Source organism: Blastomonas sp. SL216 (genome assembly GCA_026625625.1).
GTDB lineage: Bacteria > Pseudomonadota > Alphaproteobacteria > Sphingomonadales > Sphingomonadaceae > Blastomonas.
This window is the reverse complement of record CP113055.1, coordinates 74,418-99,837: the sequence shown is the minus strand read 5'-3', so window position 1 is coordinate 99,837 and position 25,420 is coordinate 74,418. Positions and strand designations below refer to the sequence as shown.

Below are 25,420 nucleotides of genomic sequence, written 5' to 3'. Positions count from 1 at the left end.
GGCGTATTGCTTGCGATGCTGGGGAGGTTTCTCCTTGCCCGGCCTGTACCAGAGGAGATCACCATGAGTGACGCCATCAAGACCGCTGCCGAACGCATCAAGGCTGATGCGCTGCATCTGGCCGATCGCGCGCGGAGCGAAGCCGCCAGCGCCTTTGCGTCGGTCAACGAGAATCGCGGCGAACTGCGCGCCAAGGCGAGCGAAACCGCGAAGCTGGCGGGCGAAGTCATCGCGGAAAACGCGCGCATCGCCTCGGACCTTGCCAAGCGCAATGCCTCTGCTGCAGCAACCATGATCAGCGACAACGCCAAGAGCCTCTCGAACGAGATAGGCCCGCTGCGCGACAAGGCGGAAGAACTGGCGCATGAAGCCAGCGAGCGCATCTCGGTGGCAGCGCGCGAGCTTTCCGGCAAGGTCAGCGAGAACAGCCGTTATGCCGCACAGCAGGCCAAGGCGCACCCCGCACTGACGCTGGGCCTAGCCGCAGGCGGCATCGCCCTGATCGCCGCAGCCATTGCGCTGTCGCGTCGCGGCAAGAAGCAGGCCCCCGAGGCCGGTGACGAAAACAGCGATTATGTCGATCAGAATGTGGTCCCCTCGACCACGGGCGCTGCAGGTTCGGCGTACAAGGTACACTGATCGATACCCGCTCAGGCCCCGCTCGCGATTCCCTCATGCGCGGGGCCTCGGGGCCTGTTTTCCAGACAGAGGCGCCCCCCGCTTCAGGAAGACAGGCCCCAAATCCCTATCCGATGACATTGCAAGGGCAAGTGGCGCGGCTTACCAGCCGCACTGCTTGCCCTTGTTCTGTTCTTTCAGCCAGGTCTGCAGCGGCGCGAAATATTCAACCATCGCCGTGCCGTCCATCTCGCGCGATCCGGTGAACGCTTCCAGCGCGTCGGGCCAGGGCTTGGATGCGCCCATTTCCAGCATCGCGTTCAGCCGGCTGCCGACGTCCTTGTTGCCATAGAAGCTGCAGCGATGGAGCGGCCCCTTCCAGCCGGCAATGTCGCACGCCGCCTTGTAGAACTGGAACTGCAGGATACGCGCCAGGAAATAGCGGGTATAGGGCGTGTTGCCCGGGATATGATATTTCGCGCCGGGATCGAAGGCATTGTCCGGACGCTGGGCAGGCGGAACGATGCCCTGATATTGCAGCCGCAGCGCGATCCAGGCATCGTTGTAATCGGCAGGCTTGATGCTGCCATCGAACACACCCCAGCGCCAGCGATCAACCAGCAGGCCGAACGGCAGGAACGCCAGCTTGTCCATGCCCTGGCGCAGCAGCAGCCCCAGGTCCTTGTCAGCGCCAGGTACCCTGGCCTTGTCGAGCAGGCCGATCTCGACCAGATAATCGGGCGTGATCGAAAGCGCGACCATATCGCCGATCGCCTCGTGGAACCCGTCATTCGCGCCATCCAGATGCAGCATGTCCTGCTTGTTATAAGCGCGCTGGTAATAGTTGTGCCCCAGCTCGTGATGGATGGTGGTGAAGTCGTCGGCATTCACCTTGATGCACATCTTGATGCGGATATCGTCCTTGTTGTCGATATCCCAGGCCGATGCATGGCACACCACCTCGCGATCCTGCGGCTTGGTGAACTGCGAACGCTGCCAGAAGGTTTCGGGTAGGGGCGCAAAGCCCAGCGACGAGAAAAAGCCCTCGCCGCCCTTCACCATCTTCAGCGGATCATAGCTCTTCGCCTTGAGCAACTCGGTGACATCATAGCCGATATCGCCCGCGCCCGCTGGCGCCACGATGTCGTAGATATTGCCCCATTCCTGCGCCCACATGTTGCCGAGCAGGTCGGCACGGATCGGCCCCGTCTTGGGCTGCACCGCATCGCCATATTTCTCGTTGAGCTTGGTGCGGGTGTAGCAATGCAGGTCGTCATAGAGCGGCTTGACCTGCTGCCACAGCTTCTCGGTCAGCGCGGCGAATTCATCCGCGCTCATGTCATACTGGCCGCGCCACATCGCGCCGACATTCTTGAAGCCCAGTTCGCGCGCGCCCTGGTTGGCGATATCGACCAGGCGCGCATAATCGTCCTTCATCGGCGCGCCGACATTGTCGTGCCAGCTGACCCACATTTCCTTGAGCTTGGCCGGATCACGCACATCGCCCATCGCGGCCTCGATGTCCGATCCGCTGACCGGCTTGCCATCGAGCGTCCCCTTGCCCTTGCCGTAGATCGACTGCAGCTCGGTCGCGATGGTGTTGAGCTCTGCCGCCGCGCCCTCGGTGGTCGGCGCAGGCAGCACGATGCCGCCGCGCAGCTTGTCCAGCTTGCGCCGCGTCTCGTCGCTCAGCCCGGCTACGTCCTTGAACTTCGCCGCCTCCAGCGCAAAGCGCACCTGCATCTCGGTGCCCCTGGCCCCCACTTCGGCGGCCAGCGCGTTGGTATCATCGGTGAGATAGGTCGAATTGACCCAGAACACGCGGCTGGCCGAGACGGTATAGTCGAATGCTTCCTTTTCCGCCGCCGCAACAAAGGCTTCGGCATCGGCTGCGGTCGGCTTGGCCGCAGCGGTCTGCGGTGCGGCGTCTTCGGCAAAGGCAGCGGAGGGTACGGCCAGCGCAAAGGCGAGCGCGGCGAGCGAGGTACGAAGGATCATGTTTGGGCACCCTGAATATCGGTTTATGCCCGGCAGGATTGGGCCTGCCCCCCGGTCAGGTCAAGCGCATTTGCGGGCTTACCAGAGCACACCCTTGACCTCGGCCAGCGGCTCGGGGGCCGGCTCGCCCAGCGCCTGCAGCAGATCGATCTCGATCGTGCGGCACATGGCGCTCAGCGGCACATCGTGCACGCTATCGGCAAAGGGATCGACCAGGTCCTCGCCGATCTGCAAAATGGCCAGGAACATCAGGCCAGCGATGGTCGAACCAATGGGTGTCGCCACGCCCAGCGTCTCGACCAGCCCGATCGGCAGCAGCACGCAGAACACGCGGGTGAACAGCGCGGGGAAGAAGCGATACTGCATCGGCAGCGGAGTATTCTTGATCCGCTCCATCCCGCCTTGTGCGTTCGAGATATCGACCAGCACCGCCTCGATCTGCGCCTGCTGGATGGTATCGATCTCGCCGCTGCGCTGGGCATGCGCGACCAGATAGCCGGTGCCGTCATGAATGGCGTTAGGCACGTTGCGCCGCTGCTTGACCAGATTCACTTCATCATCGGACAGCAGCCGCTCGAGGTCCGGGCAATCATTCTGCCGGCGCAGCGATGTGCGCAGCGCATGCACATAAGCGATCTGGCGGACCACGATGTCACGGCGGATCTCCCGGCCGGTTGCGGTGGCATCGTCAATGAAGGCGAGCGCGGCGCGCGCCAGGCTGCGCGAGGCGTTGATCATCTGCCCCCATAGCACTCGCCCTTCCCACCATCGGGCATAGGCGGCGGTATCCCTGAAACCGAGGAACAGCGCGAGCGCCGAACCGAATATCGTGAGCGGCAGCCCCGGCGCCTTGAACGGCAGAAAATAATAGGTAATCGTGACGATGACGTCCCAGACGAACAGCACCGTCAGCGGCTTCCAGACTTCGTGCAGGATGCGCGTCGCGCCGGGGGTCGAGGGAATGATCATCAGGGTGCCGATCGTGTTCGGTGGAAACTATCGGCAGCATTACCGGCCAAAGCCGAATCTGTTGCACCGCAGCAATGCAACACAGGTTATTCTCAGGCGAGAAAGGCGATCATCTCCTCGGCCAGCGCAGGTTCGAGCACGCTCGACATGTGCGTACCCTTGATCTCGCGATAGGTGGCATTCTTCAGCTGCCGCGTCAGTTCGGGCGCTGAACCATTGTCCTGATCATCCGCCCCGCACACGACCAGCACCGGCACATCGCGTGCCACCAGTGTGTCGGTGTCCACCTCGCCGAAGCTGTCGAGCAGCAGGCGCGCCGCGATGGGATCGATGCCTTGGGTCTTCATGAACGCGACCGCCATGAAATGCGGGTCGCCGCGCTTCACCTCGTCGCGCCGGTCAATCGCGGTGACGAAGAAATCGCGCCGCCGTCCCCATCCGGTCAGCCCTTCCCAGCCCATGCCCGCCATGATCGCCTTGCGCGGGGTGACGCCGGTCGCCAGCAGCTTGGCCGTGGTCCGCGCGCCCAGCGAGAACCCGCCCAGATCGAAATCGTCGAGCCCCAGCGTGTCGATCAGCGACAGCGCATCATCGACCAGCACGTCACGCGGATAGGCGGCGGGATCGTGCGGTGCGCCGCTTTGCCCATGCGCGCGCAGATCGGGCATGATCACGCGAAAACCGGCCGCAGCGAGCCTGGCAGCATGGCCGAACTTGATCCAGTTGGTCTCCGCGCTGGAAAACAGCCCGTGCAGCAACAGCAGCGCCCGCCCCTCGCCCGTCTCGTGCACGGCAAGCTCGGTGCCTTCAAAGGAACGGATGCGGGTTGTGGTGATGGTCATGGGTCAAAACTCGAAATGGTTGGCGGGGGCGGCATCCGTGGCGCGTCGGACAGCCTGTCCGGCGCCGTCAGCTGCCTTGGCGGATTGTGGCAGTGGCAGAGGTATGGCTTCAGTATCCTGAATCCGTAAAGTGCCAAGATCGATCGTGACCAGCTGAGCCTGATCCGGTTTCGGCCAGATGATGATCGCCAGCTTGTCGCTGCCGTACAGCGTCGCCAGATCGACGGCAAACAGGTCGCGCGCAACCGATACCTGGTCAAGGTCAGGCAGGGTGCCAACGAACAGTTCGATCTTGCCATCGGCCTTGTCAGCCGCCTCGACCGCCAAAGCCACATAAGCGCGAGCAAAAGGCTTGGCCAAGTCAGGTGTGCTTTTGATCGTTTCGAACCGTATGATCCGCTTCTTGCCGTCTTTCGGTAGGACCAGCCGCTTCCTGCCAGATGCCAGATGGGTCAGTGACAGGTTAGGTGAATTGATCGATACGAGGCCGTCGTGCAGGTTGCCAATCCCATAGGCAGCGACCGGACCAGACGCGGTCTGTATCTCCTCGCCAGCATAAGGCCCCAGCTTGTGATTGTTGTCGCCGAAATATTCTGATGGCGGCTCCTGAAAGCGCGAATACAACGCAGCACTACCAACAACAATCAAACACACCAATGCAATGCCAATTCCAATGGCATTGAAGCGATTGAGCCAAACGAAAAAGCTGTCGAGCTTCGATCTTGCGGCGGTCATCCCCGCTCTTTAAGGCCTGCCTGCTCCATGCGCCAGATGGCAAGTCCGATGCGGTCCTGGCCGAAAAAGGGTTCGCCCTGGAATACCAGCGTCGGCACGCCCCAGTGCCCCGCCATTTCCAGCGCTTCCTGATTGGCGGCGAGCTCGGCGTCGAGCGTCTCTGCATCGGATGCCGCGATGGCATCCAGCTCTGCCAGATCAAGCCCGGCGCGTTCGGCAGCGCCCTTGAGGTGATCGCCCTCGTGCCAGCCCGCCGTGCCGCCCCAGATAAGCTGCGATACCTCGTCGCAAAAGGCGAGGCTCTTGCCCATCCGCGCGGCGGCCTGGCCCATGCGGGTGATGCGATAGATATAGGGCTGATCCGCCGCGATCGTCCGGGTCGCCATGTTCTGAACGATCGGATCGGGATTGGGCGGGAAAAACGGAATTTCCAGATATTGCGCCAGGCGAAACACGTCGGTCAGCGTGTAGCGCAGCCAGCTGGGATGGTTGCGCTCGAAGAAGGTCGGCTCGCGCACCGCCAGCGGATAGACCGGCCGCAGGTTGAGCGTGAGGTCATATTGCGCTTCCATCGCGCGATAGCGGCGCATCGCGAGATAGCTGTAGGGCGACCGGAACGACCAGAAGATATCGGCTGTCAATGTCATGTCACATACACTGCCAAAATGTTACGTCCCGCGCAATCGCAATTGTGCTGCCTGCACTTCCCATTAGTGTCATATGCTATTATATCGATAGCCATGAAAGACTCGGTCGGCTTCCTGATCAATGACACCGCGCGGCTTTATCGCCGGACGCTCGACGGCAATATCCGCGATCTCGGCATGACCAGCCTGCAATGGCGCACCGTCGCCCGGCTGCGCCGCGAACCCGGCATGCGCCAGAGCGAACTTGCTGATCTGCTGGAGGTCGAGCCGATCACCCTGTCGCGGATGATCGACCGGCTGGCTGATGCAGGCATGGTCTGCCGCAAGCCCGACCCCAATGACCGGCGCGCCTGGAACCTGTACCTGACCGACAAGACCGACGGGCTGATCCGCCAGCTGGAAATCGAGGCCAAGCGCGTCGAGGATCGCGCGCTGGGCGGGCTGAACGAAGCCGAACGCGAACAGCTGGCCGGACTGGTCGAGCGGGTCCGCGCCAATCTGTCCCGCAAGGAGTCCATCGATGCTTGATCGCGACGAACGCATCGGTGTGAGCGACGACACGGCCGAGGCGGACTCGCCGCTGGCCGCCTCATCGGCCGCTCCTGCGCCCGCCAAACCGGTCGAAAAGGCACCGCGCAAGCTGCTCAAGCGGCTGGTGATGATCTCGGTCCCGCTCGCGCTGGCCGTGGCCGGCGGCTATTACTGGCTGTCGGGCGGGCGCTATGTCTCCACCGACAATGCCTATGTGCAGCAGGACAAGGTGGCGGTGACGTCCGAAGTCGGCGGGCCGATCGTGGACGTGCGCGTGCGCGAGAACATGGCGGTCAAGGCGGGCGACGTGCTGTTCCGCATCGACCCCCAGCCCTATGAACTGGCCGTGCGCCAGGCCGATGCCGATATCGCCGGTGCCGAAGTGTCGGTCGCGACGCTCGCCAGCGAGGCGCGCTCCACCGGGGTCGGCATCGCAGCGGCGCAGGATGCGATCGACTATGCCAGGATCGATCTGGAGCGACAGCAGGCGTTGATGCAACGCGGCTTCACCACCAAGGCGCGGCTCGACGAGGCCGAGCGCCGCGTCCAGATGGCGCGCGAACAGCTGCGCGGGGCGCAGGCCGATGCCGCCGATGCGCGCGCTAAGCTTGCCACCGGCAGCGCGGTGCCCGGTGTCAACCCGGCCATCGCCCAGGCGCGCGTGCGCCGCGAAACCGCCGCACTCAACCTCGCCCGCACCGTGGTACGCGCGCCGGTCAGCGGGCGCGTGGTCCAGGCCGACCGGCTGCAGCGCGGCCAGGCGATGGTCGTCGGCCTGCCCGCGCTCACGCTGGTGGTCGATGATCGCAGCTGGATCGAGGCCAATTTCAAGGAAACCGACCTTGACCATATGCGCGTCGGCCAGGCGGCCGAGGTAAAGCTCGACGCCTATCCCGATCTGAAGCTGATCGGCAGGGTCGAAAGCATCGGTGCAGGCACCGGCGCGGAATTCTCGGTCCTGCCCGCGCAGAACGCCACCGGCAACTGGGTGAAGGTGACGCAGCGCGTGCCGGTACGCATCCGGCTGGACAGGCCCGCCGACCGCCGCCTGATCGCGGGGCTTTCCGCCGAGGTCACGGTAGACACCGGCAAGCGCAACTAGCCTGTCATGGCCACCCGCGCCGCCCCCGCCCCACCCCGCTCTGCGCCGCCTGCCGCAGCACCAGCTGGCGATGTCGCGACGCTGCCGGTGCGCCATCACGGGTTGCTGACCCTGGCCGTGATGATGGCGTCGATCATGCAGATCCTAGACACCACCATCGCCAATGTCGCGCTGCCGCACATGGAATCGAGCCTGGGCGCGACATCGGAAACGGTGACCTGGGCGCTGACCAGCTATCTCGTCGCCTCGGCCATCGCGATCCCGATCACTGGCTGGCTGTCCGAGCGGATCGGATCGCGCAACCTGTTCATCGGCGCGGTGATCGCCTTCACGCTTTCCTCGCTGCTCTGCGGTGCGGCCACCGGCCTCAGCGAGATGGTGCTGTTCCGCGCACTTCAGGGCATCAGCGCCGCCTTTATCGGACCGCTGTCGCAGACGGTGCTGATGGACATCAACCCGCCCAGCCGCCAGGCCAAGGCGATGGCCTTATGGGGCATGGGCATCATGGTCGGGCCGATCATGGGGCCGGTGATCGGTGGCTGGCTGACCGAGAATTACAACTGGCGCTGGGTATTCCTGATCAATGTGCCGCTGGGTATGGTGACCATCGCGCTGATGCTGTGGCTGCTGCCCAGCCGCCCGCGCACCGAGCGGAGGTTCGACCTGTTCGGCTTTTCCATGCTCGCTCTCGGTCTGGCCAGCCTGCAGGTGATGCTCGATCGCGGCACGCAGCTCGACTGGCTCGACAGCAGCGAAATCCTGGCAGAAGGCGCGATTGCCATTGGCTGCCTGTGGATGTTCGGCACCCATATGATCTGGGGCCGCCAGCCGCTGTTCGATCGATCGCTGCTGGGCAACCCGAACATGTCCGCCGCGCTGCTGTTCATGCTGGTGGTCGGCATGGTGATGTTCGCCAGCATGGCGCTGCTGCCACCGATGCTGCAGCAGCTGTTCGGCTATTCGGTGCTCGATACCGGGCTGCTGCTTGCCCCGCGCGGCTTCGGCATTCTGGTCTCGATGGCGATCGCGGGCCGGCTGGTGACGCGGATCGACCCGCGCTACCTGATGGTGACCGGGGCCTGCATCTCGACCTATTCGCTCTGGATGATGACCGGCTGGTCGCTGGAGATGAGCTGGGAGCCGATGGTCATTGCCGGGCTGGTCCAGGGCATGGGCATGGGGCTGGTGTTCATACCGCTCAACATGACCGCCTTTGCGACGCTCCAGCCGCAACACCGCACCGACGGCGCCAGCCTGCTCAACCTGTCGCGCAGCATCGGCGCATCCATCGGCATATCGGCGATGACCGCCTTGCTCGGCCGCAACATCCAGGTGAGCCATAGCGACCTGGCCTCGCACATCACCGACAGCTCGCTCTCGGTGATCGATTCCAGCGTTGCCGGACGGCTGGGCTCGGTCGGCGATGCGGCGATGCTGGCGATCAACGGAGAGGTCAACCGCCAGGCCGCGATGGTCGCCTATATCGACGATTTCCACGCGATGATGATCATCAACCTGGTCGCCATCCCGCTGCTGCTGCTGCTCAAGCGCCCGCCGAACATGGCCGGCGCGCCGGTGCATATCGGCGAGTGAACCAGCGGGACGGAAGGCCCATCGCCCCCCGTCCCGGCAGGATCAGCCCTTTTTCAGGTGGCGGCGGCCGAGCAGTTCGGCGATCTGGACCGCGTTGAGCGCAGCGCCCTTGCGCAGATTGTCCGAGACGCACCACAGCGAGATGCCGTTTTCGACCGTGCTGTCATCACGCACGCGGCTGATATAGGTCGCGCCGTCGCCGACACACTCGACCGGGGTGACGTATCCGCCGTCCTCGCGCTTGTCGACCAGCATCACGCCCGGGGCTTCGCGCAGGATCTTCTGCGCATCCTCGGCGGAGAGCTCGTTCTCGAACTCGATGTTCACCGCCTCGGAATGGCCAACGAACACCGGCACGCGCACGCAGGTCGCGACCAGCTTGATCTTGGGATCGAGGATCTTCTTGGTCTCGACCACCATCTTCCATTCTTCCTTGGTCGATCCATCGTCCAGGAACACGTCGATATGCGGGATGACGTTGAAGGCGATCTGCTTGGTGAACTTCTTGGGTTCGGCGCTGTCGCCGACGAAGATGTTGCGCGACTGTTCGAACAGCTCGTCCATGCCTTCCTTGCCCGCGCCCGACACCGACTGATAGGTGGCGACGACGACGCGCTTGATCGTGGCAGCATCATGAAGCGGCTTCAATGCGACGACGAGCTGCGCGGTCGAGCAATTGGGGTTGGCGATGATGTTGCGTGCCTTGTACCCGTCGATCGCATCGGGGTTCACTTCGGGCACGATCAGCGGCACGTCGGGCTCCATGCGGTAGAGCGACGAATTGTCGATCACCACGCAGCCCTGCGAGGCAGCCTTGGGCGCATAGATCTTGGTCGCGGCAGAACCCGCGGCGAACAGTGCGATATCCCAGCCGGTGAAATCGAAATGCTCGATATTCTGCACTTTGAGCATTTTGCCGGTTTCGCCGAACTCGACAGTCGATCCGGTCGAGCGCGGCGAAGCGATGGCAGCAATTTCTGCAATCGGAAACTCGCGCTCCGCCAGGATGGCGAGCATTTCGCGACCGACATTTCCGGTCGCGCCGACAACGGCAACACGATAACCCACTTGTCTTATCCTCCAGTGCAATGCACCGGCGCGCCTAGCCCCTAACCCCCTGCAATACAAGCTGCGAGTAAGGCAGGATCGGCATCACCTTGCATATCGTTACGCGTGAAACCCGATTCACGCAGTTTTCATTCACGCTGGCCTTGCCGCAAACAGCAAGCTTTCGCAGTAGACTGCGCCATGCGGACGCGGCGCAAAGAAAAAGGGGCGGCCCAGCCGGACCGCCCCTCTTGTCTGTTTCAGGGCAGAGCCCCGGAATATCAGCCCTCGGCGGTATCCTTGGCCGGACGGTTGTCGCGACGCTCGGCAATACGTGCGCGTTTGCCGGTCAGGCCGCGCAGATAATAGAGCTTCGCACGACGCACGACGCCACGACGGACAACGGTAATCGAATCGATATTGGGCGAGTAGAGCGGGAACACGCGCTCGACGCCTTCACCGAACGAGATCTTGCGCACGGTGAAGTTGGAGCCGAGGCCCCGGTTCGAGCGTGCAATGCACACGCCTTCGTAATTCTGGACGCGGGTGCGGTCGCCTTCGACCACGCGCACGCCGACGCGAACGGTATCGCCAGCCCGGAAATCGGGGATGGACTTGCTAGCCTTGAATGCCTCGATAGCTTCCGCTTCGAGCGTCTGGATGAGGTTCATTGACCTTTTCCCTCTGTTTTTCGCCGCGCACCAGAGGGCGACCGATCCGGAGTGCCCCCATGGCGCTCCCAAAGATCCGGCCGCCTTAGCCGTGTGATGTCCGCTGCCTGAGCTTCACGCCAGGCCCGGATTTTCGCGTGATCCCCCGATCGCAGCACTTCGGGGATCGCACGCCCTTCCCAAATCTGGGGTCGGGTATAATGCGGATATTCCAATAAACCGTTCTCGAACGATTCTTCGTCTCCGCTGGAAGAGGCGCCCATTACATCGGGCAATAGCCGAACGCAAGCATCAAGCAGCACCAAAGCCCCGGTTTCTCCGCCCGAAAGCACGTAATCGCCGATCGACACCTCTTCGATCGGCCGCGCATCGAACAGGCGCTGGTCGAACCCCTCGAAACGTCCGCACAAAATGGTCACGCCCGGCCCCGCCGCAAGCTGCCGAACCCGTTGCTGGGTGAGCGGGCTCCCACGCGGTGTCATCGCGATGACGGGAGCGTCGGGCGATCGCTCCAGCGCATGATCGACCGCGCTCGCCAGCACATCGGCGCGCAACACCATCCCCGCGCCGCCGCCAGCCGGCGTATCATCGACGCTGCGATGCTTATCGGTGGCGAAATCGCGGATCTGGATGGCATCGAGCGACCACCGCCCCTCGGCCAGCGCACGCCCGGCCAGGCTATGGCCGAGCGGGCCGGGAAACATCTCGGGGTAGAGGGTAAGGATCTGGGCAGCGAAGGTCATTGGGTCCAGTTCTCGACCTTGAGGCCGGGGATGTCGGTGAAGTCCTTCTCATTGTCCGTTACCAGCACAACGTTCAATGCAAGTGCCTGCGCTGCGATGAGCCGATCGTAGCTGCGGCGCTTGAACGGAAGCGTTGCGTAGGCGCGCGCTGCGGCAAGATCGAACGGAAGCACCGGCACTTCCTCCAGAAACGCCTGCAACTGCCCCAAACCCGGCGGCCTCCCACGCACCGATCCTAGCGCCACTTCGCCAATCGCAATCGCGGATGTCACCAGATCGCCTTCAAAGCAATCTCCCGCGCGCCCAACAACGCAAGCGTCGGCATTCATGGTGAGCAGGATGATGATATTGCTGTCGAGCAGGTACTTCATGCAGGTTCGCTGCCGTCCAGCAAATCCCATCGCAATGGTCGGGACTCGAACAGCCTGTCCTCCGGCTTGAGCGGGACGAGACCCGTCGCGGAGCCTGCAACCTTGCCGATGTTGAACTTGCGCCTTTGCTCGCCGACTGCGCGGACGACGAACTCGCCGTCATTCTCGACGATCGTCCACTCGCGATCCGGCTCGATGCCCAAAGCTGCGGGCATGCGGATCGCGACGGAATTGCCCGACTTGAAGCTCTTAGCGCGGTATTCCTTGCCCATCAGAGCCTCCTGTATATACGCGATGTATATACTATTCGGCCCAGACGGGGTCAATGACGACGCGATCTTCACCGATGTCGCCCGCAGCGACCGGAACCATGAAGGTCTTGCCGTCGGGCTTGCCGATATCGAGCAGATCGCCCGCGCCGAAATCCTCTATCGCGCGGACGGTGCCCAGCGGCTCGCCGGTTTCGGACACCACCGGCAGCCCGATCAGATCGGCATGATAATATTCGCCCTCGCCCAAGGGCGGGAGCGCCGAGCGGGGGACGGTGAGCTCGGTACCGCGTGCGGCCTCTGCCGCGTTGCGATCGGTAATCTCGGCAAAGCGCGCGATGCCGAGGTCCTTTTGCGGACGCAGAGACTTGAGCGTCAGCGCGCCGTTGTTGAAGCTCTTGTGCGCCTTGACGCCGTCCAGCCCGGAGCCGAACAGCTTCACGCGCACCTCGCCGGTGACGCCATGCGCGCCGACGATCACGGCCAGGGTAATGGGGCGATCAGCCATTCAATTTGAAATCCCGAAGCCCCAGGTCGGTTCGGCAAGCCGAACCTTCCCCTCCCGCATGCGGGAGGGGAGAGGGACAAAAGATCAGCCTTCGGCCTGTTCGGCAGCAGCTTCTTCAGCCGGTGCTTCTTCAGCAGCGGGCGCTTCGGCCGGAGCTTCTGCAGCAGCCTTGGCGGCTTCTTCGGCTTCAGCGATCTTGGCGGCCTTTTCTTCAGCGCGTTCCTTGGCCTTTTCGCCCGGCTCGCCCTTCTTGGGGTTCACGGTAGCCTTGCGCTCCTTGAGGCCGGCGGCGTCGAGGAAACGGGCAACGCGATCGGTGGGCTGCGCGCCGACCGACAGCCAGTGCTTGGCGCGCTCTTCGTTGATCTTCACGCGCTCGCCCGAATCCTTGGCGAGCAGCGGGTTGTAGGTGCCGATCTGCTCAAGATACTTGCCGTCGCGGGGCGCGCGGCTGTTGGCGACGACGATCTTGTAATAGGGGCGCTTCTTGGAACCGCCGCGCGAAAGACGCATGGAAATCGACATTGTAGAACCTTACCTTTCTGATGAACTTGAAAACTGAAATCACTTCTTCTTGTTGAAATTCTGAAAACCGGGGGGAAGCCCGCCGGGCAGGCCGGGAAGACCGCCCGCGATGCCCTTGCCGCCACCGCCGCCGAGCAACCCGGCGATATCGTCCTCGGAAGGCATCTTGCCGCCAAGGCCGCCCATGCCGCCATCTCCGCCGCCGCCGCCGAACATGGCAGCCAGGCCCTTCAATCCGCCCATCTTGCGGATCTTCTTCATCGCGCCTTCCATCTCCTGGTGCATCTTGATCACCCGGTTGACGTCCTGCACGGTGGTGCCCGATCCCTTGGCGATGCGGATCTTGCGCTTGGCGTTGAGAACGGCAGGCTTTTCACGCTCCTTGGGAGTCATCGATCCGATGATGGCATCCATATGCACCAGCACCTTGTCGTCGACTCCGCTGGCACTCATCGCCGCCTTGGCCTTTTTCATGCCCGGCATCATGCCCGCCAGCGCGCCCAGACCGCCCATCTTGGTCATCTGCCGCAGCTGGGTGCGCAGGTCGTTCATGTCGAACTGACCCTTGGCCATCTTGGCGGCGAGCTTGTCGGCGTCTTCCTTCTCGACCGTCGCGGCGGCCTTTTCGACCAGGCTGACGACATCGCCCATGCCCAGGATGCGCCCTGCGACACGGCCCGGATGGAACGGCTCGATCGCGTCCATCTTCTCGCCCATGCCGACGAACTTGATCGGACGACCGGTAACCGCGCGCATCGACAGCGCCGCACCACCGCGCGCATCGCCGTCCATGCGGGTCAGCACCACGCCGGTCAGCGGCACCTGGTCAGAGAAGTTCTGCGCGACATTGACCGCGTCCTGGCCGGTCAGCGAATCGACGACGAGCAGGATTTCCTTCGGCGTCGCCTCGGCAGCCACCGCCTTCATCTCGTCCATCAGCTGCTGGTCGACATGCAGGCGGCCTGCGGTGTCGAGCATCACCACATCGAACGATTGCAGCTTGGCCGATTGCAGCGCGCGCCGTGCGATATCGACCGGCATCTGACCGGCGACGATCGGCAGCGTCGCGACATTCACCTGCTCGCCCAGCACCTTGAGCTGTTCCTGTGCGGCGGGACGCTGCACGTCGAGCGAGGCCATCATGACCTTCTTGCCGTGCTTTTCCTTCAGCAGCTTGGCGATCTTGGCAGTGCTGGTGGTCTTGCCCGACCCCTGCAGACCGACCATCATGATGACGGCAGGCGGAGCGACGGCCAGGTCGAGATCGCTGGCTTCGGAGCCCAGCATCTCGGTCAGCGCATCGTTGACGATCTTGACGACCTGCTGGCCCGGCGCGACCGATTTGAGCACCGCCTGGCCCACGGCCTGTTCGGTGACGGTATTGATGAAGTCGCGAACAACAGGGAGTGCGACATCGGCTTCCAGCAGCGCGATCCGCACCTCGCGCATGGCGGCGCGGACGTCTTCTTCCTTCAGCGCACCCCGGCCGCGCAGCCGGTCGAACACGCCGCCAAGGCGATCAGTCAGATTATCGAACATATCCGCTTCTCCTTCTGTCCGCCCACATGGCTGCCCGGCCAGACCCGATCAAGGACACCCCGCCACGTCAGACCGCCAAACGCAAAAATCGCCGGTGGGCGAAACCTCGCCGACCGGCGCGCGCATGAACCGACAATGCGGTATAAGCGGCTGAACTGGGTGCCCCATGCACAGGTCCTGCGCAAAAAGCTGGCCGGGCCACTAGCGCAATAGCATGCAGATGGCAAGCCCTACGCTGGGTGCCTTGATGGGCACCGGGGCCGTTCACCCCGGTTAACCCGGAATTCACCACCGCATTCCGCAGAAATTCGCGATTCTTCCCCATATTGGTGGTTTCGGCATAAACACTCTTTTAACGCTCCTTGCCTAGGCTGCGTCCATTCGATCGGGTGCCTCATCCCGGTTGAGGGGAATTCTTGTGCCACATGAAACCACCGCCTCGCACGGCAGCAGCCGAACGGACGAACTGACGGGACGCGCTGCGCGCGGCCGCGATTTCGTCGCAGGCGGCATCATGACCGCCGCCATCCTGATGTTCGTGGGCACCGCCGGCAGCATCATGCCCGACATTATCGGGCGCTATTATGGCGCTGCGGTATCGCCGGACAATATCGCGGTGACCGCGCTGATCCTCAACATTGCGCTGATCATCTTTGGCTGGCGCCGCTATAGCGAGCTGCACCGCGAGATCGCGCATCACAAGAATGCCGAAGAGCAGGCCAAGACGCTGGCCGTCACCGATCCGCTGACCGGATGCCTCAACCGCCGTGCGATCGGCGAGGCCACCGCCAGCCTGATCGCCCAGGCGACACGGCGCGACATGACCGTCGCGTATCTGATGCTCGACCTCGACAACTTCAAGAATATCAATGACATCCAGGGCCATCACGCGGGTGACAAGGTGCTGGTCGAGGTCGCACAGCGGCTCAAGGCGACCATGCCCCCCAACAGCCATGTTGCGCGGCTCGGCGGCGATGAATTCGCCTGCACCTTCATCTTTGACGCCGATTTCCCCGAAACAGTACAGCGTGTCGCCGAAGACCTGATCGAGCAGGTCAGCAAGGCGATCAGCGGCCCCGCCAGCAGCGGCGATGCAGAGCTGACCGTCACCGCCTCGATCGGCATTGCCCGGGCCGACCAGTGCGACAACAGCCTGGACGTCCTGATGCGCCGCGCCGATATCGCGATGTACGCCAGCAAGAAGCATGGCCGGAACCGCTATTGCTGGTTCGATCCGCGGATGGAAAACGAGGTCCAGTTCCGCAACAAGATCGAATCGGGCATGCGTATCGGCATCGGCCGCGGCGAGTTCGTCCCCTATTACGAGCAGCAGATCGATCTCAACACCGGCATGCTGATCGGCTTTGAGGTGCTGGCCCGCTGGAACTCGCCCGAACTGGGCCAGATCTCGCCCGACATTTTCATCCCGATTGCCGAGGATACCGGCATGATCGGCGATCTGTCCGCCTGCGTCATCCGTCAGGCGATGGAAGACGCGCGCGGCTGGGATCCCAGCCTCACCATTTCGGTCAACATCTCGCCGGTGCAGCTGCGCGATCCCTGGCTGGCGCAGAAGATCGTCAAGCTGCTGGTCGAGACGGGCTTCCCCGCCAGTCGTCTGGAAATCGAGATCACCGAAAGCTGCCTGTTCGAGAATATGGGCCTGGCCCAGTCGATCATCGGCAGCCTGAAGAATCAGGGCGTGCGCGTTGCCCTCGACGATTTCGGCACCGGCTACAGCTCGCTGGCGCATCTGCGCGCGCTGCCGTTCGACCGGATCAAGATCGACCGCAGCTTCGTCACCTCGATGAACGAGAGCAAGGAAAGCCGCGCCATCGTGCAGACCATCGCGCTGCTGGGCGAATCCATGGGGTTGCCGATCACCGCCGAAGGGATCGAGGATGGCGAGCTGATCGCGCATCTGACCGAAATCGGCTGCGGCAAGGGCCAGGGCTTCCATTTCGGTCAGCCGCTTTCGGTCGAACAGGCACGCCGCCTGCTGGCCGAGCGCAACCTGCTGGGTCTGGGCTGGACGCCCAAGCCCGCAACGGTGGACGCGCCCGAGCTGTATACCGAACCGCAATTGCGCGCCGCGCGCGGCGAGTGATCGCCCTTTCCACGCGGGCGCACCCGGTATAAAGCGCCGCCATGGCGCAACACCGCTTTCACAAGATGCACGGCCTGGGCAATGACTTTGTCATTTTCGATGCCCGCACCCATGACCTCGCACTGACCGGGGCGCAGGCGCGCGCGCTAGCCGACCGGCATCGCGGCATCGGCTGCGACCAGCTGGTGGTCATGCGGCCATCCGAAAACGCCGATTTCGCGATGCAAATCTTCAACCAGGATGGCGGCGAAGTCAGCGCCTGCGGCAACGCGACGCGCTGCGTGGTCGCGCTGGCGGGGCATGATGTCGTGATCGAAACCGGCGCAGGCCTGCTGCACGGCAAGCTTGGCGACCATGCCGTGACGATCGACATGGGCCAGCCGGGGCTCGAATGGGATGCGATCCCCCTCGCCTATCCGATGGACACGCTGCACATGCCGGTGGGCTGGGAAGAGCTGACCGATCCGGCGGCTGTCAGCATGGGCAACCCGCATGTGATCTTCTTTGTCGAGGACAGCCATGCGATCGAGCTGGACCGGCTGGGGCCGCTGATCGAGCATGATCCGCTGTTTCCCGAGCGGGTGAACGTCAATGTCGCGCATCTGGCGGATGATGGCCTGCACCTGCGCGTCTGGGAGCGCGGGGCCGGGCTGACGCTCGCCTGCGGCACCGGCGCCTGCGCCACCGCGGTTGCGGCGATCCGGCGCAAGCTGGTCACCGGCCCGGTCGCGGTGCACCTGCCCGGCGGCACGCTCACCATCGATTGGCAACCGGGCGGCAATGTGCAGATGGCAGGCCCCGCCACCCATGTCTTTACCGGCGAGATCGACCTCTGACGGCCATGCCCGACAGTATCCCTATTGCCACCACCGGCCCCGAGATCATCTCGATGGGCTGCCGCCTCAACATTGCCGAGGGCGAGGCGATGCGCGGTCTGCTCGCCGGGCGCGACGATGTGATCGTGATCAACAGCTGCGCGGTCACCAACGAGGCGGTGCGCCAGACGCGCCAGGCGATCCGCAAGGCACGCAAGGCCCGTCCAGGTGCGCAGGTAGTCGTTACCGGCTGCGCGGCGCAGACCGATCCCGCGATGTTTGCCGCGATGCCCGAAGTCGACCGGGTGCTGGGCAATATCGACAAGCTTGATGCGACGAGCTTCGACCCGCGCGCCAATGCCAAGGCGCGCGTCTCCGACATCATGGCCGTGCGCGAGACCGCGCCGCACATGGTCACCAGCTTTGCCGAGCATGCCCGCGCGTTTGTTGAGGTGCAGAACGGCTGCGACCATCGCTGCACCTTCTGCATCATCCCCTATGGCCGGGGCAACAGCCGCTCGGTCCCCGCCGGTGCCGTTGTCGATGCGGTGCGCGCGCTGGTCGAACGCGGCTATGCCGAGGTGGTGCTGACCGGGGTAGACGTGACCAGCTATGGCCCCGACCTTCCCGGATCGCCGACCCTCGGCATGCTGATCGAACGCATTCTCAAGCTGGTGCCCGATCTGCCGCGCCTCCGCCTGTCCTCGCTCGACGGCGTGGAGGTGGACGACCGGTTGTTCGACCTCATCACCGGCGAGCAGCGCATCATGCCGCACGTGCACCTTTCGCTGCAATCGGGCGATGACATGATCCTCAAGCGGATGAAGCGCCGCCACTCGCGCGCGCAGGCCATCGCGCTCGTCGAGCGGATGAAGGCGAGGCGGCCCGAGATCGCCATCGGCGCGGACCTGATCGCGGGCTTCCCCACCGAGGACGAGGCGATGCACGCGCAGAACCTCTCGATCCTGGACGCCTGCGATGTCGTGCACGGCCATATCTTCCCCTTCTCGCCCCGCAGCGGCACGCCCGCAGCGCGCATGCCGCAGCTGGACCGGGCGCTGGTGAAAGCGCGCGCTGCCGAGATGCGGTCCGCTGCGCAGGCGCGCGCAGCGCGCTGGCGTCAATCGCTGGTCGGCACCCATCAAAACCTTCTGGTCGAGCGCGACGGGCGCACCGGCCATGGCGAAAACTTTGTGCGCATCGCGTTGGAGCGTGATAGCGACAGGCCCGATCCTTCCCATATCGGACGGATCGTGCCAGTGACCATCACGGGCCAGAATGGCGATATGCTGACAGCGGAGATGAATACATGAGCGAGGGCAGCTGGAGCGAGCGCCTGCTGGGCGGCTTTCGCAAGACGTCGGACAAGCTGACCCAGAATCTCACCGGTCTGGTCACCAAGTCGCGGCTTGACGAAGACCAGCTCGACGAGATCGAGGAAGCGCTGATCGTCAGCGATCTGGGGCCGCAGATGGCGGGCAAGGTGCGCAATCGCCTGTCCGAAGGCCGGTTCGAGCGCGGGCTCGATGACGAAGGCCTGCGCGAGATCGTCGGCGAGGAAATCGCCAAGTCGCTGCGGACGGTGGCCGAGCCGCTCGACATCATCGCCTTCCCGCGCCCGCAGGTGATCCTCGTGATCGGCGTCAACGGATCGGGCAAGACCACGACCATCGCCAAGCTGGCGCATCTGTTCCAGGAACAGGATTATGGCGTGATGCTGGCGGCGGGCGACACCTTCCGCGCCGCTGCGATCGGCCAGCTCAAGATCTGGGCGGACAGGCTGGGCATCCCCATCGTCAGCGGCAAGGAAGGCGGGGACGCGGCGGGCATCGTGTTCGATGCGGTCAAGCAGGCGACCGCGACGGGCATCGACGTGCTGATCGTCGACACCGCTGGCCGGTTGCAGAACAAGCGCGAGCTGATGGACGAGCTTGCCAAGATCCGCCGCGTGCTGGGCCGATTGAACCCTGAAGCACCGCATGACGTGGTGCTGGTGCTCGATGCGACCAACGGGCAGAACGCCCTGTCGCAGATCGAAACCTTCAAGGAGGTGGCAGGCGTTACCGGTCTTGTGATGACGAAACTCGATGGCACCGCGCGCGGCGGCATATTGGTGGCGGCGGCCGAAAAGTTCGGTCTGCCGATCCACGCGATCGGCGTCGGCGAGACCATCGACGACCTGCGCCCGTTCGATCCCGAATATCTCGCGCATGTGATCGCCGGAGGCACGAAATGAGCGAGGAGATGCCCCAGAGCGCTGCCGTAGCCGCGCCGAAGAAATCGGAAGGCAGCCTGTTGCCGCTGCTGCTCGATTTCGGGCCGCTGCTGATCTTCTTCGCGGTGTTCAAGCTGACCCAGAGCGACGGCGCTGCGCTCGCCTCCACCCGCGCCGCGATCAACGGCACACTGGCGTTCATGGTGGCGATCCTGGTTGCGGTGGCGGTGTCGAAATGGCGGCTGGGCCGCGTCTCGCCGATGCTGTGGCTGAGCGCGGTGCTGGTCGTCGGCTTCGGCGCGCTCACGGTCTATTTCAATGACGAGAGCTTCATCCAGATCAAGCCAACGATCATCTATTCCGCCTTTGCCGCATTGCTGCTCGGCGGATGGATGATGGGCAAGCCGCTGCTGCGCTATCTGCTTCAGGCAGCCTATGACGGGCTGGACGAGACCGGCTGGCTCAAGCTCTCGCGCAACTGGGGCCTGTTCTTCGTGGTGATGGCGCTGATCAACGAGGGCCTGCGCCAGACGCTGACCTTCGAGACCTGGCTGACGGTCAAGGTCTGGGGCGTGACCGCCTTGTCGTTCCTCTTTGCGATGAGCCAGATCCCGATGCTGATGAAGCATGGCCTTGCGCTTGAAGGGACTGAAACAAAAAGTTAAGTGCAAATCGCTGTGGCCTCAAAATCATAACCTATCGAGGGCCGACCCGGCGGGCGGTCCATTGTGATGATGCTGGAATGATGATGATGGCCAGAAACTTGATGGTTATTGCAGCCATGATGGCTGCATGTTTGCCGAGCCCCGGATGGGCATCGCAGAAAGCAGATCGCGGCAACGGCAGTTTCTTCAACAGGCCCGGAGCGTCGGCCGATTTGGCCGCGCACGACATCGACAGTTGCCGCAAGCTCGCCAGGGGTGCCGAATCGCAGATCGAGACCTCCAGCGTCATCGTCGGGGGCCTTGCCGCGATCATCGCTGGCGGGCTTGCCGATGGCGACCAGAAGCGGATCAACATTGAAAACTGCATGCTGGTGCGCGGCTGGAGCCTTTACGCGATGACCCGCGAGGAAGGCCGCGTGTGGAAGGCCATGACCGAAGCCGAACGCAACCGTGAGCTTGCCGTGCTGGTGGGCGCTGACAAGCCGACGCGCGGAAGCCTGCTGCGGACCTGGGCCAATGATTATGCGGAGCCTGTGCTGTGGCAAAAAGACTGATCGCCCTGCTCGGCCTGGCATTGACCAGCCCCGCCTTCGCCCAACTCACCGAGCAGGTGGACCTCAAGAAACCCGAGCGTCCAGTTGCCGCACCCGATCAAGCGATGATCGTGCTGCGCCCCCACGCATCCGGCATGGTCGGCGACAACCGCATCCTGTTCTACCGCTATGACCCGGCCACCAAAAAGGTAGCCGTGGATGCGCAGGGCAAGCCCGTCGGCACGAAGATCACCTACAGCTACACCGTATTCAGCGGCAAGAAGGGTGAGAAGGCGCTGCGCGTGGCGATCGTTCCGGCGGGTGACTATGTGCTGGCAGGGCGCACGTTCAACGCGACCTATACCGACATCTTCTGCTTCGGCGCACCGCAGTTCAGCCTGCGCCCGGGCAGCGTCACCTATATCGGCGATTTCGAGATGCTGGCGCTCGAGAAAATGGCCGATGGCGGGCGGCGCAATGCCATGCGCTATTCATCGGACCTGGAAGGGTCTCGCCAGCAATTTGCCACAGCCTATCCCGAGCTGGCGCCAAAGCTGGATGCCTGGCAGCCCACCAACGGCGCAACCTTCCAGTGCCTGGGCGATGAGTTCGTGGCCTATGCCGTTCCTGCAGGCGGCAAGCCTTAAAGCAGCAAAGGGGCTGCGACATGATCGCAGCCCCTTTCGCAATGCACCCCGCCCTCCAACTTTCGCCGGAGAGCGGGGGTGAATGAAATCAACCTTCCTGGTCAGCGCGCGACGTGCCCTTGCCGTCGAGGTTCTGCGCGACGAATTCCCAGTTGATCGCCTTGTCGAGCACGGTCGTCAGGTAATCGGGGCGCGCGTTGCGATAGTCGATATAATAGGCGTGTTCCCACACATCGAGCGTCAGCAGCGGCTTCATGCCTTCGTGCGCCACCGGCGAGTCCGCATCGTGCAGCGAGGTGATTTCCAGCTTGTCGCCGTTGAGCACCAGCCAGGCCCAGCCGCTGCCGAAATGGCCGATGGCTTCTGCCTTCAGCTTTTCCTTGAGATCAGCAACCGAACCGAAATCGGCATTGATGCGCTCTTCGAGCGAGGCGGGGACGGCCTGTGCTTCGGGGCTGAGGCAGTGCCAGAAGAAGGTGTGGTTCCAGATCTGCGCGGCGTTGTTGAACAGGCCCTTGTTGCCCTTTTCCTTGGCAGCGACGATCACCTTGGAGAGGCTCGCGCCTTCCAGGTCCGTGCCCTTCACCATGTCGTTCGCCTTGCCGACATAGGCATTGTGATGCTTGCCGTGGTGATAATCGAAGGTTTCGGCCGACATGATGTCGCCGAACGCGGTCTTTTCATAGGGAAGCGGGGGAAGGACGAAAGCCATGGGTCATCTCCTGTTTTGGAAAAGCGTTGGAACGTTGCCGCAACGCATATGGGCAATTGCCGCTGCGGGTAAAGGGCCAAAGCGCTAGGGGTCGCAGCAATTACGGGGCGTGGCTCAATCGGTTGCGATGCGCCACGGCGGGTAGCGCCGGTTCTCGCCTCCGAAATACAGGCACAGCACATTGCCTGCCGGATCGGAAAGCCGCGCCTCGCGCCAGCCCCAGCTCTCATCGCGCGGCATCTGGTCGATGGCGAACCCTTCGGATGCGAGCGCTGAAACGCGCGCATCGAGATCGGCGCATTCGAGATAGGCCATCGCCCCGCCGGTGCCTTGCCCTACATGGATCGAGAGCGTCGCGCCATTGTCCGCCTCGAACCGGGCATAGCCATTGTCCGGGCTGTCGACGATCTGGGTCAGCCCCAGCGCGCGGTAGAAGGTCACCGAGGCAGCATAATCGGTCGCGCCCAGCGTGATCTGGTTGAGGTGCCAGCCGGGGGCGAGCGCATCGTTGCGCACATTCTGATGCCCCATCGGGCCGTTGCTGGCCACAAACCCCGGCGCATCGCGCAGCGCGAGCCGCACGAAGGTTCGCGCCCGCTCGACCGCCTGTTCGAGTGGCACGCCCTGCCCGAGCAGCGTGGCGATGGCGCTGGAGAGCGTGCAGCCGGTACCATGGCTGTGCGGGCTGTCGATGCGCTGGTCGCTCCAGCGCGCGATCTCGCCCTCGCGGGTGACCAGCCGATCGGTGACGGTGTCGCCGCCTGCATGCCCGCCCTTGATCAGCAGCGCAGGGGCAAGTTCGAGCACCGCCGCCTCGCCGCCCAGCGCGTCGAGCTCGGGCAGGTTCGGCGTGACCAGCGTGGCGCACGCCATCAGCCGCTTGAATGCCGCTATCGTCGCCGGGTTTGCCAGCACCGCGCCGCTTGATGCGATCATGACAGGGTCAAAGATGACAGGGACGCCCGGATGCGCGACGAGCCAATCAGCCAAGGCTTCGGCAATCTCGGGCGAGCCGAGCATGCCGATCTTGATCGCATCGAGCCCGAAGTCGCGCGCCACCGCATCGATCTGCGCGATGACCAGCTCCGCGCCCAGCACCCGCACCGCATCGACCCCACGCGAATTCTGCGCGGTGATCGCGGTGATCGCGGTCATGGCATGGCCGCCCAGCATGGTGATGGTCTTGATATCCGCCTGGATCCCGGCACCGCCGCCGGAATCGGAGCCTGCGATGGTGAGGACGCGGGCGGGCAGTTCACCCATGCTGCGTGAATTTCCGCACGGTCGATCCGGGAAACTTCTCCAGCAGCTTCCTGGACCGCACCGGCCGATCGACCAGTTCGCCGCCGCAATTGGGGCAGCGGTCGTCCAGTTCCTCCGCGCATTCGGCGCAGAAGGTGCATTCGAACGAGCAGATGAACGCGCCGGGCGCCTCTGGCGGGGTGTCCGTGCCGCAGCGTTCGCAATCGGGGCGCATTTCCAGCATCAGACCGCGACCTCCGCCACGACCGCACAGATCCGGTCGACCACGGCCTCGACCTGCGCCGCATCATCGCCTTCGGCCATCACGCGGATCACCGGCTCGGTGCCCGAGGGCCGGATGACCAGCCGACCGCGCCCGCGCAGTTCATCATCGGCATCGGCAATCACCTTCTGCACCTTGGGGTTTTCCAGCGGCTTGCCTCCCGAGAAGCGCACATTCTTGAGCAGCTGCGGCACCGGATCGAACAGATGGAGCAGCTCGCTCGCCGGCTTGCCCTCACGCACCAGCTCGGCCAGCACCTGCAGCGCGGCGACGGTGCCATCGCCGGTAGTCGCATGGTCGAGCAGGATCATATGGCCCGATTGCTCGCCGCCGACATTGTAACCGCCTGCGCGCATCGCCCCCAGCACATAGCGGTCACCCACCTTGCTGCGGACCAGCTCGAGCCCCTGGCCCTGCAGATAGCGTTCCAGACCCAGGTTCGACATCACCGTGGCGACCACGCCGCCGCCGCGCAGCCGTCCCTGGCGCGCCCAGCTGCCGCCGATCAACGCCATGATCTGGTCGCCATCGACAACCTTGCCCTTTTCATCGACCACGATCAGCCGGTCGGCATCGCCATCGAGCGCAATGCCGATGTCCGCGCCCGAGGCGACGACGCTTTCGCGCATCGCTTCGACATGGGTCGAGCCGACCCGGTCGTTGATGTTGAGGCCGTTGGGATTGACGCCGATGGCGATCACTTCCGCGCCCAGCTCCCAGAAGGCGGAAGGCGCGACCTGATAGGCAGCGCCATGCGCGCAATCGACCACGATCTTCAGGCCATCCAGCCGCACCTGATCGGGCAGCGAGGCCTTGACCGCGTGGATATAGCGCCCGCGTGCATCCTCGATGCGGCGCGCCCGGCCAATCGCCTCGGACGCGGCAAGCTGCGGATTGCCCGCCTCCAGCATCGCCTCGATCTGCATCTCGTCATCGTCGGAAAGCTTGAAGCCATCGGGACCGAACAGCTTGATGCCATTGTCCTGGAACGGGTTATGGCTGGCGGAGATCATCACGCCCAGATCGGCGCGCATCGACCGGGTCAGCAGCGCGACAGCAGGCGTCGGCATCGGCCCGACCAGCACCACATCCATGCCGACGCTGGTAAAGCCTGCGACCAGCGCATTTTCCATCATATAGCCGGAAAGCCGCGTGTCCTTGCCGATCACCACCCGGTGCTTGTGCTTGCCGCGCAGGAAATGCGCACCGGCGGCCTGCCCCACGGCCATCGCCATGGCAGCGGTCATGAAGCCGCTATTGGTGCGTCCGCGAATGCCATCCGTACCGAAAAACTTGCGTGTCACGCTGGAACCCCTGACTGTTTTTTCGGGGCTTAGCGGATTGGGCCGGGACTTGCCAACCATGTCACCGGGCCAAGTGTCAAATCCCGTCATTTCGAGCCCGTCCGAGCATCCTTGCCGTCCCGTCGGGCGTAGGCGGATGACGGAGAAATGGCCCATGCGCCAAGTTCAGGGTGACGCAAAACGCAATCC

Annotated in this window: 28 protein-coding genes; 11 read left to right on the top strand and 17 right to left on the bottom strand. The window is 63.9% G+C overall.

Translation table 11 applies throughout. The features are described from left to right. The first annotated feature begins 63 nt into the window (after nt 1-63). The gene (locus OU999_00510; protein ID WAC23711.1) at nt 64-639 is read left to right on the top strand and encodes a hypothetical protein; all 576 of its coding nucleotides are present in this window, start codon (nt 64-66) and stop codon (nt 637-639) included. A gap of 141 nt (nt 640-780) precedes the next feature. On the opposite strand, the gene OU999_00505 is transcribed toward OU999_00510, so the two are convergent. The 5 genes from OU999_00505 to OU999_00485 form a co-directional block, all read right to left on the bottom strand. Further along, nucleotides 781-2,616 carry a M2 family metallopeptidase gene (locus tag OU999_00505; protein ID WAC23710.1) on the bottom strand — a complete coding sequence of 612 codons (1,836 nt, stop codon included), beginning with the start codon at nt 2,614-2,616 and terminating at the stop codon, nt 781-783. A 78-nt stretch (nt 2,617-2,694) separates the two neighbouring features. Then, nucleotides 2,695-3,585 (bottom strand): bestrophin family ion channel, encoded by an 891-nt coding sequence (locus OU999_00500; protein ID WAC23709.1) that lies wholly within the window; start codon nt 3,583-3,585, stop codon nt 2,695-2,697. A gap of 92 nt (nt 3,586-3,677) precedes the next feature. Beyond that, nucleotides 3,678-4,427, bottom strand: a complete 750-nt coding sequence (locus OU999_00495; GenBank protein WAC23708.1) for an alpha/beta fold hydrolase — start codon at nt 4,425-4,427, stop codon at nt 3,678-3,680. 3 nt (nt 4,428-4,430) lie between these two features. Continuing rightward, a complete protein-coding gene (locus OU999_00490) occupies nt 4,431-5,162 on the bottom strand; it encodes a hypothetical protein (protein ID WAC23707.1) in 732 nt (243 codons plus the stop codon). Next, nucleotides 5,159-5,809: a DsbA family protein gene (locus tag OU999_00485; GenBank protein WAC23706.1), complete on the bottom strand. Its 651-nt coding sequence runs from the start codon at nt 5,807-5,809 to the stop codon at nt 5,159-5,161. The genes OU999_00490 and OU999_00485 overlap by 4 nt, the downstream gene beginning before the upstream one ends. A 93-nt stretch (nt 5,810-5,902) precedes the next feature. Here OU999_00485 and OU999_00480 point away from each other — a divergent pair, with 93 nt between their 5' ends. Genes OU999_00480 through OU999_00470 form a run of 3 tightly spaced genes read left to right on the top strand, consistent with a single transcriptional unit; the run spans nt 5,903 to nt 9,035 of the window. After that, entirely contained in the window at nt 5,903-6,337 is a 435-nt protein-coding gene (locus OU999_00480) for a MarR family transcriptional regulator (protein WAC23705.1), read from the top strand. Beyond that, entirely contained in the window at nt 6,330-7,442 is a 1,113-nt protein-coding gene (locus tag OU999_00475) for an HlyD family secretion protein (protein WAC23704.1), read from the top strand. Before OU999_00480 ends, OU999_00475 begins: the two co-directional genes overlap by 8 nt. Before the next feature lie 6 nt (nt 7,443-7,448). Continuing rightward, complete coding sequence (locus OU999_00470) at nt 7,449-9,035, top strand: DHA2 family efflux MFS transporter permease subunit (protein ID WAC23703.1); 1,587 nt, start codon at nt 7,449-7,451, stop codon at nt 9,033-9,035. Nucleotides 9,036-9,077: 42 nt separating this feature from the next. Here OU999_00470 and OU999_00465 read toward each other — a convergent pair whose 3' ends face one another. The 8 genes from OU999_00465 to ffh form a co-directional block, all read right to left on the bottom strand. Then, nucleotides 9,078-10,103 (bottom strand): aspartate-semialdehyde dehydrogenase, encoded by a 1,026-nt coding sequence (locus OU999_00465; GenBank protein WAC23702.1) that lies wholly within the window; start codon nt 10,101-10,103, stop codon nt 9,078-9,080. Nucleotides 10,104-10,363: 260 nt separating this feature from the next. After that, nucleotides 10,364-10,753 carry a 50S ribosomal protein L19 gene (gene rplS, locus OU999_00460; GenBank protein ID WAC23701.1) on the bottom strand — a complete coding sequence of 130 codons (390 nt, stop codon included), beginning with the start codon at nt 10,751-10,753 and terminating at the stop codon, nt 10,364-10,366. Further along, the gene (gene trmD / locus OU999_00455) at nt 10,750-11,496 is read right to left on the bottom strand and encodes a tRNA (guanosine(37)-N1)-methyltransferase TrmD (protein ID WAC23700.1); all 747 of its coding nucleotides are present in this window, start codon (nt 11,494-11,496) and stop codon (nt 10,750-10,752) included. The genes rplS and trmD overlap by 4 nt, the downstream gene beginning before the upstream one ends. After that, nucleotides 11,493-11,867 (bottom strand): type II toxin-antitoxin system VapC family toxin, encoded by a 375-nt coding sequence (locus OU999_00450; protein WAC23699.1) that lies wholly within the window; start codon nt 11,865-11,867, stop codon nt 11,493-11,495. Before OU999_00450 ends, trmD begins: the two co-directional genes overlap by 4 nt. Beyond that, nucleotides 11,864-12,139 (bottom strand): hypothetical protein, encoded by a 276-nt coding sequence (locus OU999_00445; protein ID WAC23698.1) that lies wholly within the window; start codon nt 12,137-12,139, stop codon nt 11,864-11,866. Before OU999_00445 ends, OU999_00450 begins: the two co-directional genes overlap by 4 nt. Nucleotides 12,140-12,170: 31 nt before the next feature. Then, on the bottom strand, nt 12,171-12,644 hold the full coding sequence (gene rimM / locus OU999_00440) for a ribosome maturation factor RimM (protein WAC23697.1): 474 nt from the start codon (nt 12,642-12,644) through the stop codon (nt 12,171-12,173). 84 nt (nt 12,645-12,728) lie between these two features. Next, entirely contained in the window at nt 12,729-13,169 is a 441-nt protein-coding gene (rpsP, locus tag OU999_00435) for a 30S ribosomal protein S16 (GenBank protein WAC23696.1), read from the bottom strand. A 39-nt stretch (nt 13,170-13,208) separates the two neighbouring features. Beyond that, complete coding sequence (ffh, locus tag OU999_00430) at nt 13,209-14,708, bottom strand: signal recognition particle protein (GenBank protein ID WAC23695.1); 1,500 nt, start codon at nt 14,706-14,708, stop codon at nt 13,209-13,211. A 418-nt stretch (nt 14,709-15,126) separates the two neighbouring features. Between ffh and OU999_00425 the strand changes: the two genes are divergently transcribed. From OU999_00425 to OU999_00395, 7 genes are all read left to right on the top strand, one after another. Continuing rightward, nucleotides 15,127-16,815: an EAL domain-containing protein gene (locus OU999_00425; GenBank protein WAC23694.1), complete on the top strand. Its 1,689-nt coding sequence runs from the start codon at nt 15,127-15,129 to the stop codon at nt 16,813-16,815. A gap of 41 nt (nt 16,816-16,856) precedes the next feature. Then, the gene (gene dapF, locus OU999_00420) at nt 16,857-17,651 is read left to right on the top strand and encodes a diaminopimelate epimerase (GenBank protein ID WAC23693.1); all 795 of its coding nucleotides are present in this window, start codon (nt 16,857-16,859) and stop codon (nt 17,649-17,651) included. Between the two features lie 5 nt (nt 17,652-17,656). Continuing rightward, on the top strand, nt 17,657-18,943 hold the full coding sequence (gene mtaB, locus OU999_00415) for a tRNA (N(6)-L-threonylcarbamoyladenosine(37)-C(2))-methylthiotransferase MtaB (GenBank protein ID WAC23692.1): 1,287 nt from the start codon (nt 17,657-17,659) through the stop codon (nt 18,941-18,943). Then, nucleotides 18,940-19,866, top strand: a complete 927-nt coding sequence (gene ftsY / locus OU999_00410) for a signal recognition particle-docking protein FtsY (GenBank protein ID WAC23691.1) — start codon at nt 18,940-18,942, stop codon at nt 19,864-19,866. The genes mtaB and ftsY overlap by 4 nt, the downstream gene beginning before the upstream one ends. After that, complete coding sequence (locus OU999_00405) at nt 19,863-20,510, top strand: septation protein IspZ (protein ID WAC23690.1); 648 nt, start codon at nt 19,863-19,865, stop codon at nt 20,508-20,510. Before ftsY ends, OU999_00405 begins: the two co-directional genes overlap by 4 nt. Before the next feature lie 77 nt (nt 20,511-20,587). Continuing rightward, the gene (locus OU999_00400; protein WAC23689.1) at nt 20,588-21,064 is read left to right on the top strand and encodes a hypothetical protein; all 477 of its coding nucleotides are present in this window, start codon (nt 20,588-20,590) and stop codon (nt 21,062-21,064) included. Then, the gene (locus OU999_00395; protein WAC23688.1) at nt 21,049-21,690 is read left to right on the top strand and encodes a hypothetical protein; all 642 of its coding nucleotides are present in this window, start codon (nt 21,049-21,051) and stop codon (nt 21,688-21,690) included. The genes OU999_00400 and OU999_00395 overlap by 16 nt, the downstream gene beginning before the upstream one ends. Before the next feature lie 88 nt (nt 21,691-21,778). On the opposite strand, the gene OU999_00390 is transcribed toward OU999_00395, so the two are convergent. The 4 genes from OU999_00390 to glmM all read right to left on the bottom strand — a co-directional run bounded on the left by OU999_00390 (nt 21,779) and on the right by glmM (nt 25,231). Beyond that, nucleotides 21,779-22,402, bottom strand: coding sequence for a superoxide dismutase (locus OU999_00390; protein WAC23687.1), 624 nt, complete (start codon nt 22,400-22,402; stop codon nt 21,779-21,781). A gap of 114 nt (nt 22,403-22,516) precedes the next feature. Next, nucleotides 22,517-23,656, bottom strand: a complete 1,140-nt coding sequence (gene thiD, locus OU999_00385) for a bifunctional hydroxymethylpyrimidine kinase/phosphomethylpyrimidine kinase (GenBank protein ID WAC25312.1) — start codon at nt 23,654-23,656, stop codon at nt 22,517-22,519. Nucleotide 23,657: 1 nt separating this feature from the next. After that, the gene (locus OU999_00380) at nt 23,658-23,888 is read right to left on the bottom strand and encodes a DUF1272 domain-containing protein (GenBank protein WAC23686.1); all 231 of its coding nucleotides are present in this window, start codon (nt 23,886-23,888) and stop codon (nt 23,658-23,660) included. Further along, the gene (gene glmM, locus OU999_00375) at nt 23,888-25,231 is read right to left on the bottom strand and encodes a phosphoglucosamine mutase (protein WAC23685.1); all 1,344 of its coding nucleotides are present in this window, start codon (nt 25,229-25,231) and stop codon (nt 23,888-23,890) included. The genes OU999_00380 and glmM overlap by 1 nt, the downstream gene beginning before the upstream one ends. Nucleotides 25,232-25,420 lie beyond the last annotated feature (189 nt).

Excerpts from the sequence above, each read along its gene's own strand:
- OU999_00505 (WAC23710.1), bottom strand. The coding sequence starts at position 2,616 with ATGATCCTTCGTACCTCGCTCGCCGCGCTCGCCTTTGCGCTGGCCGTA.
- OU999_00445 (WAC23698.1), bottom strand. The coding sequence starts at position 12,139 with ATGGGCAAGGAATACCGCGCTAAGAGCTTCAAGTCGGGCAATTCCGTC.
- ftsY (WAC23691.1), top strand. The coding sequence starts at position 18,940 with ATGAGCGAGGGCAGCTGGAGCGAGCGCCTGCTGGGCGGCTTTCGCAAG.
- mtaB (WAC23692.1), top strand. The coding sequence starts at position 17,657 with ATGCCCGACAGTATCCCTATTGCCACCACCGGCCCCGAGATCATCTCG.
- rplS (WAC23701.1), bottom strand. The coding sequence starts at position 10,753 with ATGAACCTCATCCAGACGCTCGAAGCGGAAGCTATCGAGGCATTCAAG.
- OU999_00485 (WAC23706.1), bottom strand. The coding sequence starts at position 5,809 with ATGACATTGACAGCCGATATCTTCTGGTCGTTCCGGTCGCCCTACAGC.
- OU999_00480 (WAC23705.1), top strand. The coding sequence starts at position 5,903 with ATGAAAGACTCGGTCGGCTTCCTGATCAATGACACCGCGCGGCTTTAT.
- OU999_00475 (WAC23704.1), top strand. The coding sequence starts at position 6,330 with ATGCTTGATCGCGACGAACGCATCGGTGTGAGCGACGACACGGCCGAG.
- OU999_00490 (WAC23707.1), bottom strand. The coding sequence starts at position 5,162 with ATGACCGCCGCAAGATCGAAGCTCGACAGCTTTTTCGTTTGGCTCAAT.
- OU999_00400 (WAC23689.1), top strand. The coding sequence starts at position 20,588 with ATGATGATGATGGCCAGAAACTTGATGGTTATTGCAGCCATGATGGCT.
- OU999_00510 (WAC23711.1), top strand. The coding sequence starts at position 64 with ATGAGTGACGCCATCAAGACCGCTGCCGAACGCATCAAGGCTGATGCG.
- ffh (WAC23695.1), bottom strand. The coding sequence starts at position 14,708 with ATGTTCGATAATCTGACTGATCGCCTTGGCGGCGTGTTCGACCGGCTG.
- dapF (WAC23693.1), top strand. The coding sequence starts at position 16,857 with ATGGCGCAACACCGCTTTCACAAGATGCACGGCCTGGGCAATGACTTT.
- OU999_00495 (WAC23708.1), bottom strand. The coding sequence starts at position 4,427 with ATGACCATCACCACAACCCGCATCCGTTCCTTTGAAGGCACCGAGCTT.
- rimM (WAC23697.1), bottom strand. The coding sequence starts at position 12,644 with ATGGCTGATCGCCCCATTACCCTGGCCGTGATCGTCGGCGCGCATGGC.
- OU999_00405 (WAC23690.1), top strand. The coding sequence starts at position 19,863 with ATGAGCGAGGAGATGCCCCAGAGCGCTGCCGTAGCCGCGCCGAAGAAA.
- OU999_00470 (WAC23703.1), top strand. The coding sequence starts at position 7,449 with ATGGCCACCCGCGCCGCCCCCGCCCCACCCCGCTCTGCGCCGCCTGCC.
- OU999_00380 (WAC23686.1), bottom strand. The coding sequence starts at position 23,888 with ATGCTGGAAATGCGCCCCGATTGCGAACGCTGCGGCACGGACACCCCG.
- rpsP (WAC23696.1), bottom strand. The coding sequence starts at position 13,169 with ATGTCGATTTCCATGCGTCTTTCGCGCGGCGGTTCCAAGAAGCGCCCC.
- trmD (WAC23700.1), bottom strand. The coding sequence starts at position 11,496 with ATGACCTTCGCTGCCCAGATCCTTACCCTCTACCCCGAGATGTTTCCC.
- OU999_00500 (WAC23709.1), bottom strand. The coding sequence starts at position 3,585 with ATGATCATTCCCTCGACCCCCGGCGCGACGCGCATCCTGCACGAAGTC.
- OU999_00390 (WAC23687.1), bottom strand. The coding sequence starts at position 22,402 with ATGGCTTTCGTCCTTCCCCCGCTTCCCTATGAAAAGACCGCGTTCGGC.
- OU999_00450 (WAC23699.1), bottom strand. The coding sequence starts at position 11,867 with ATGAAGTACCTGCTCGACAGCAATATCATCATCCTGCTCACCATGAAT.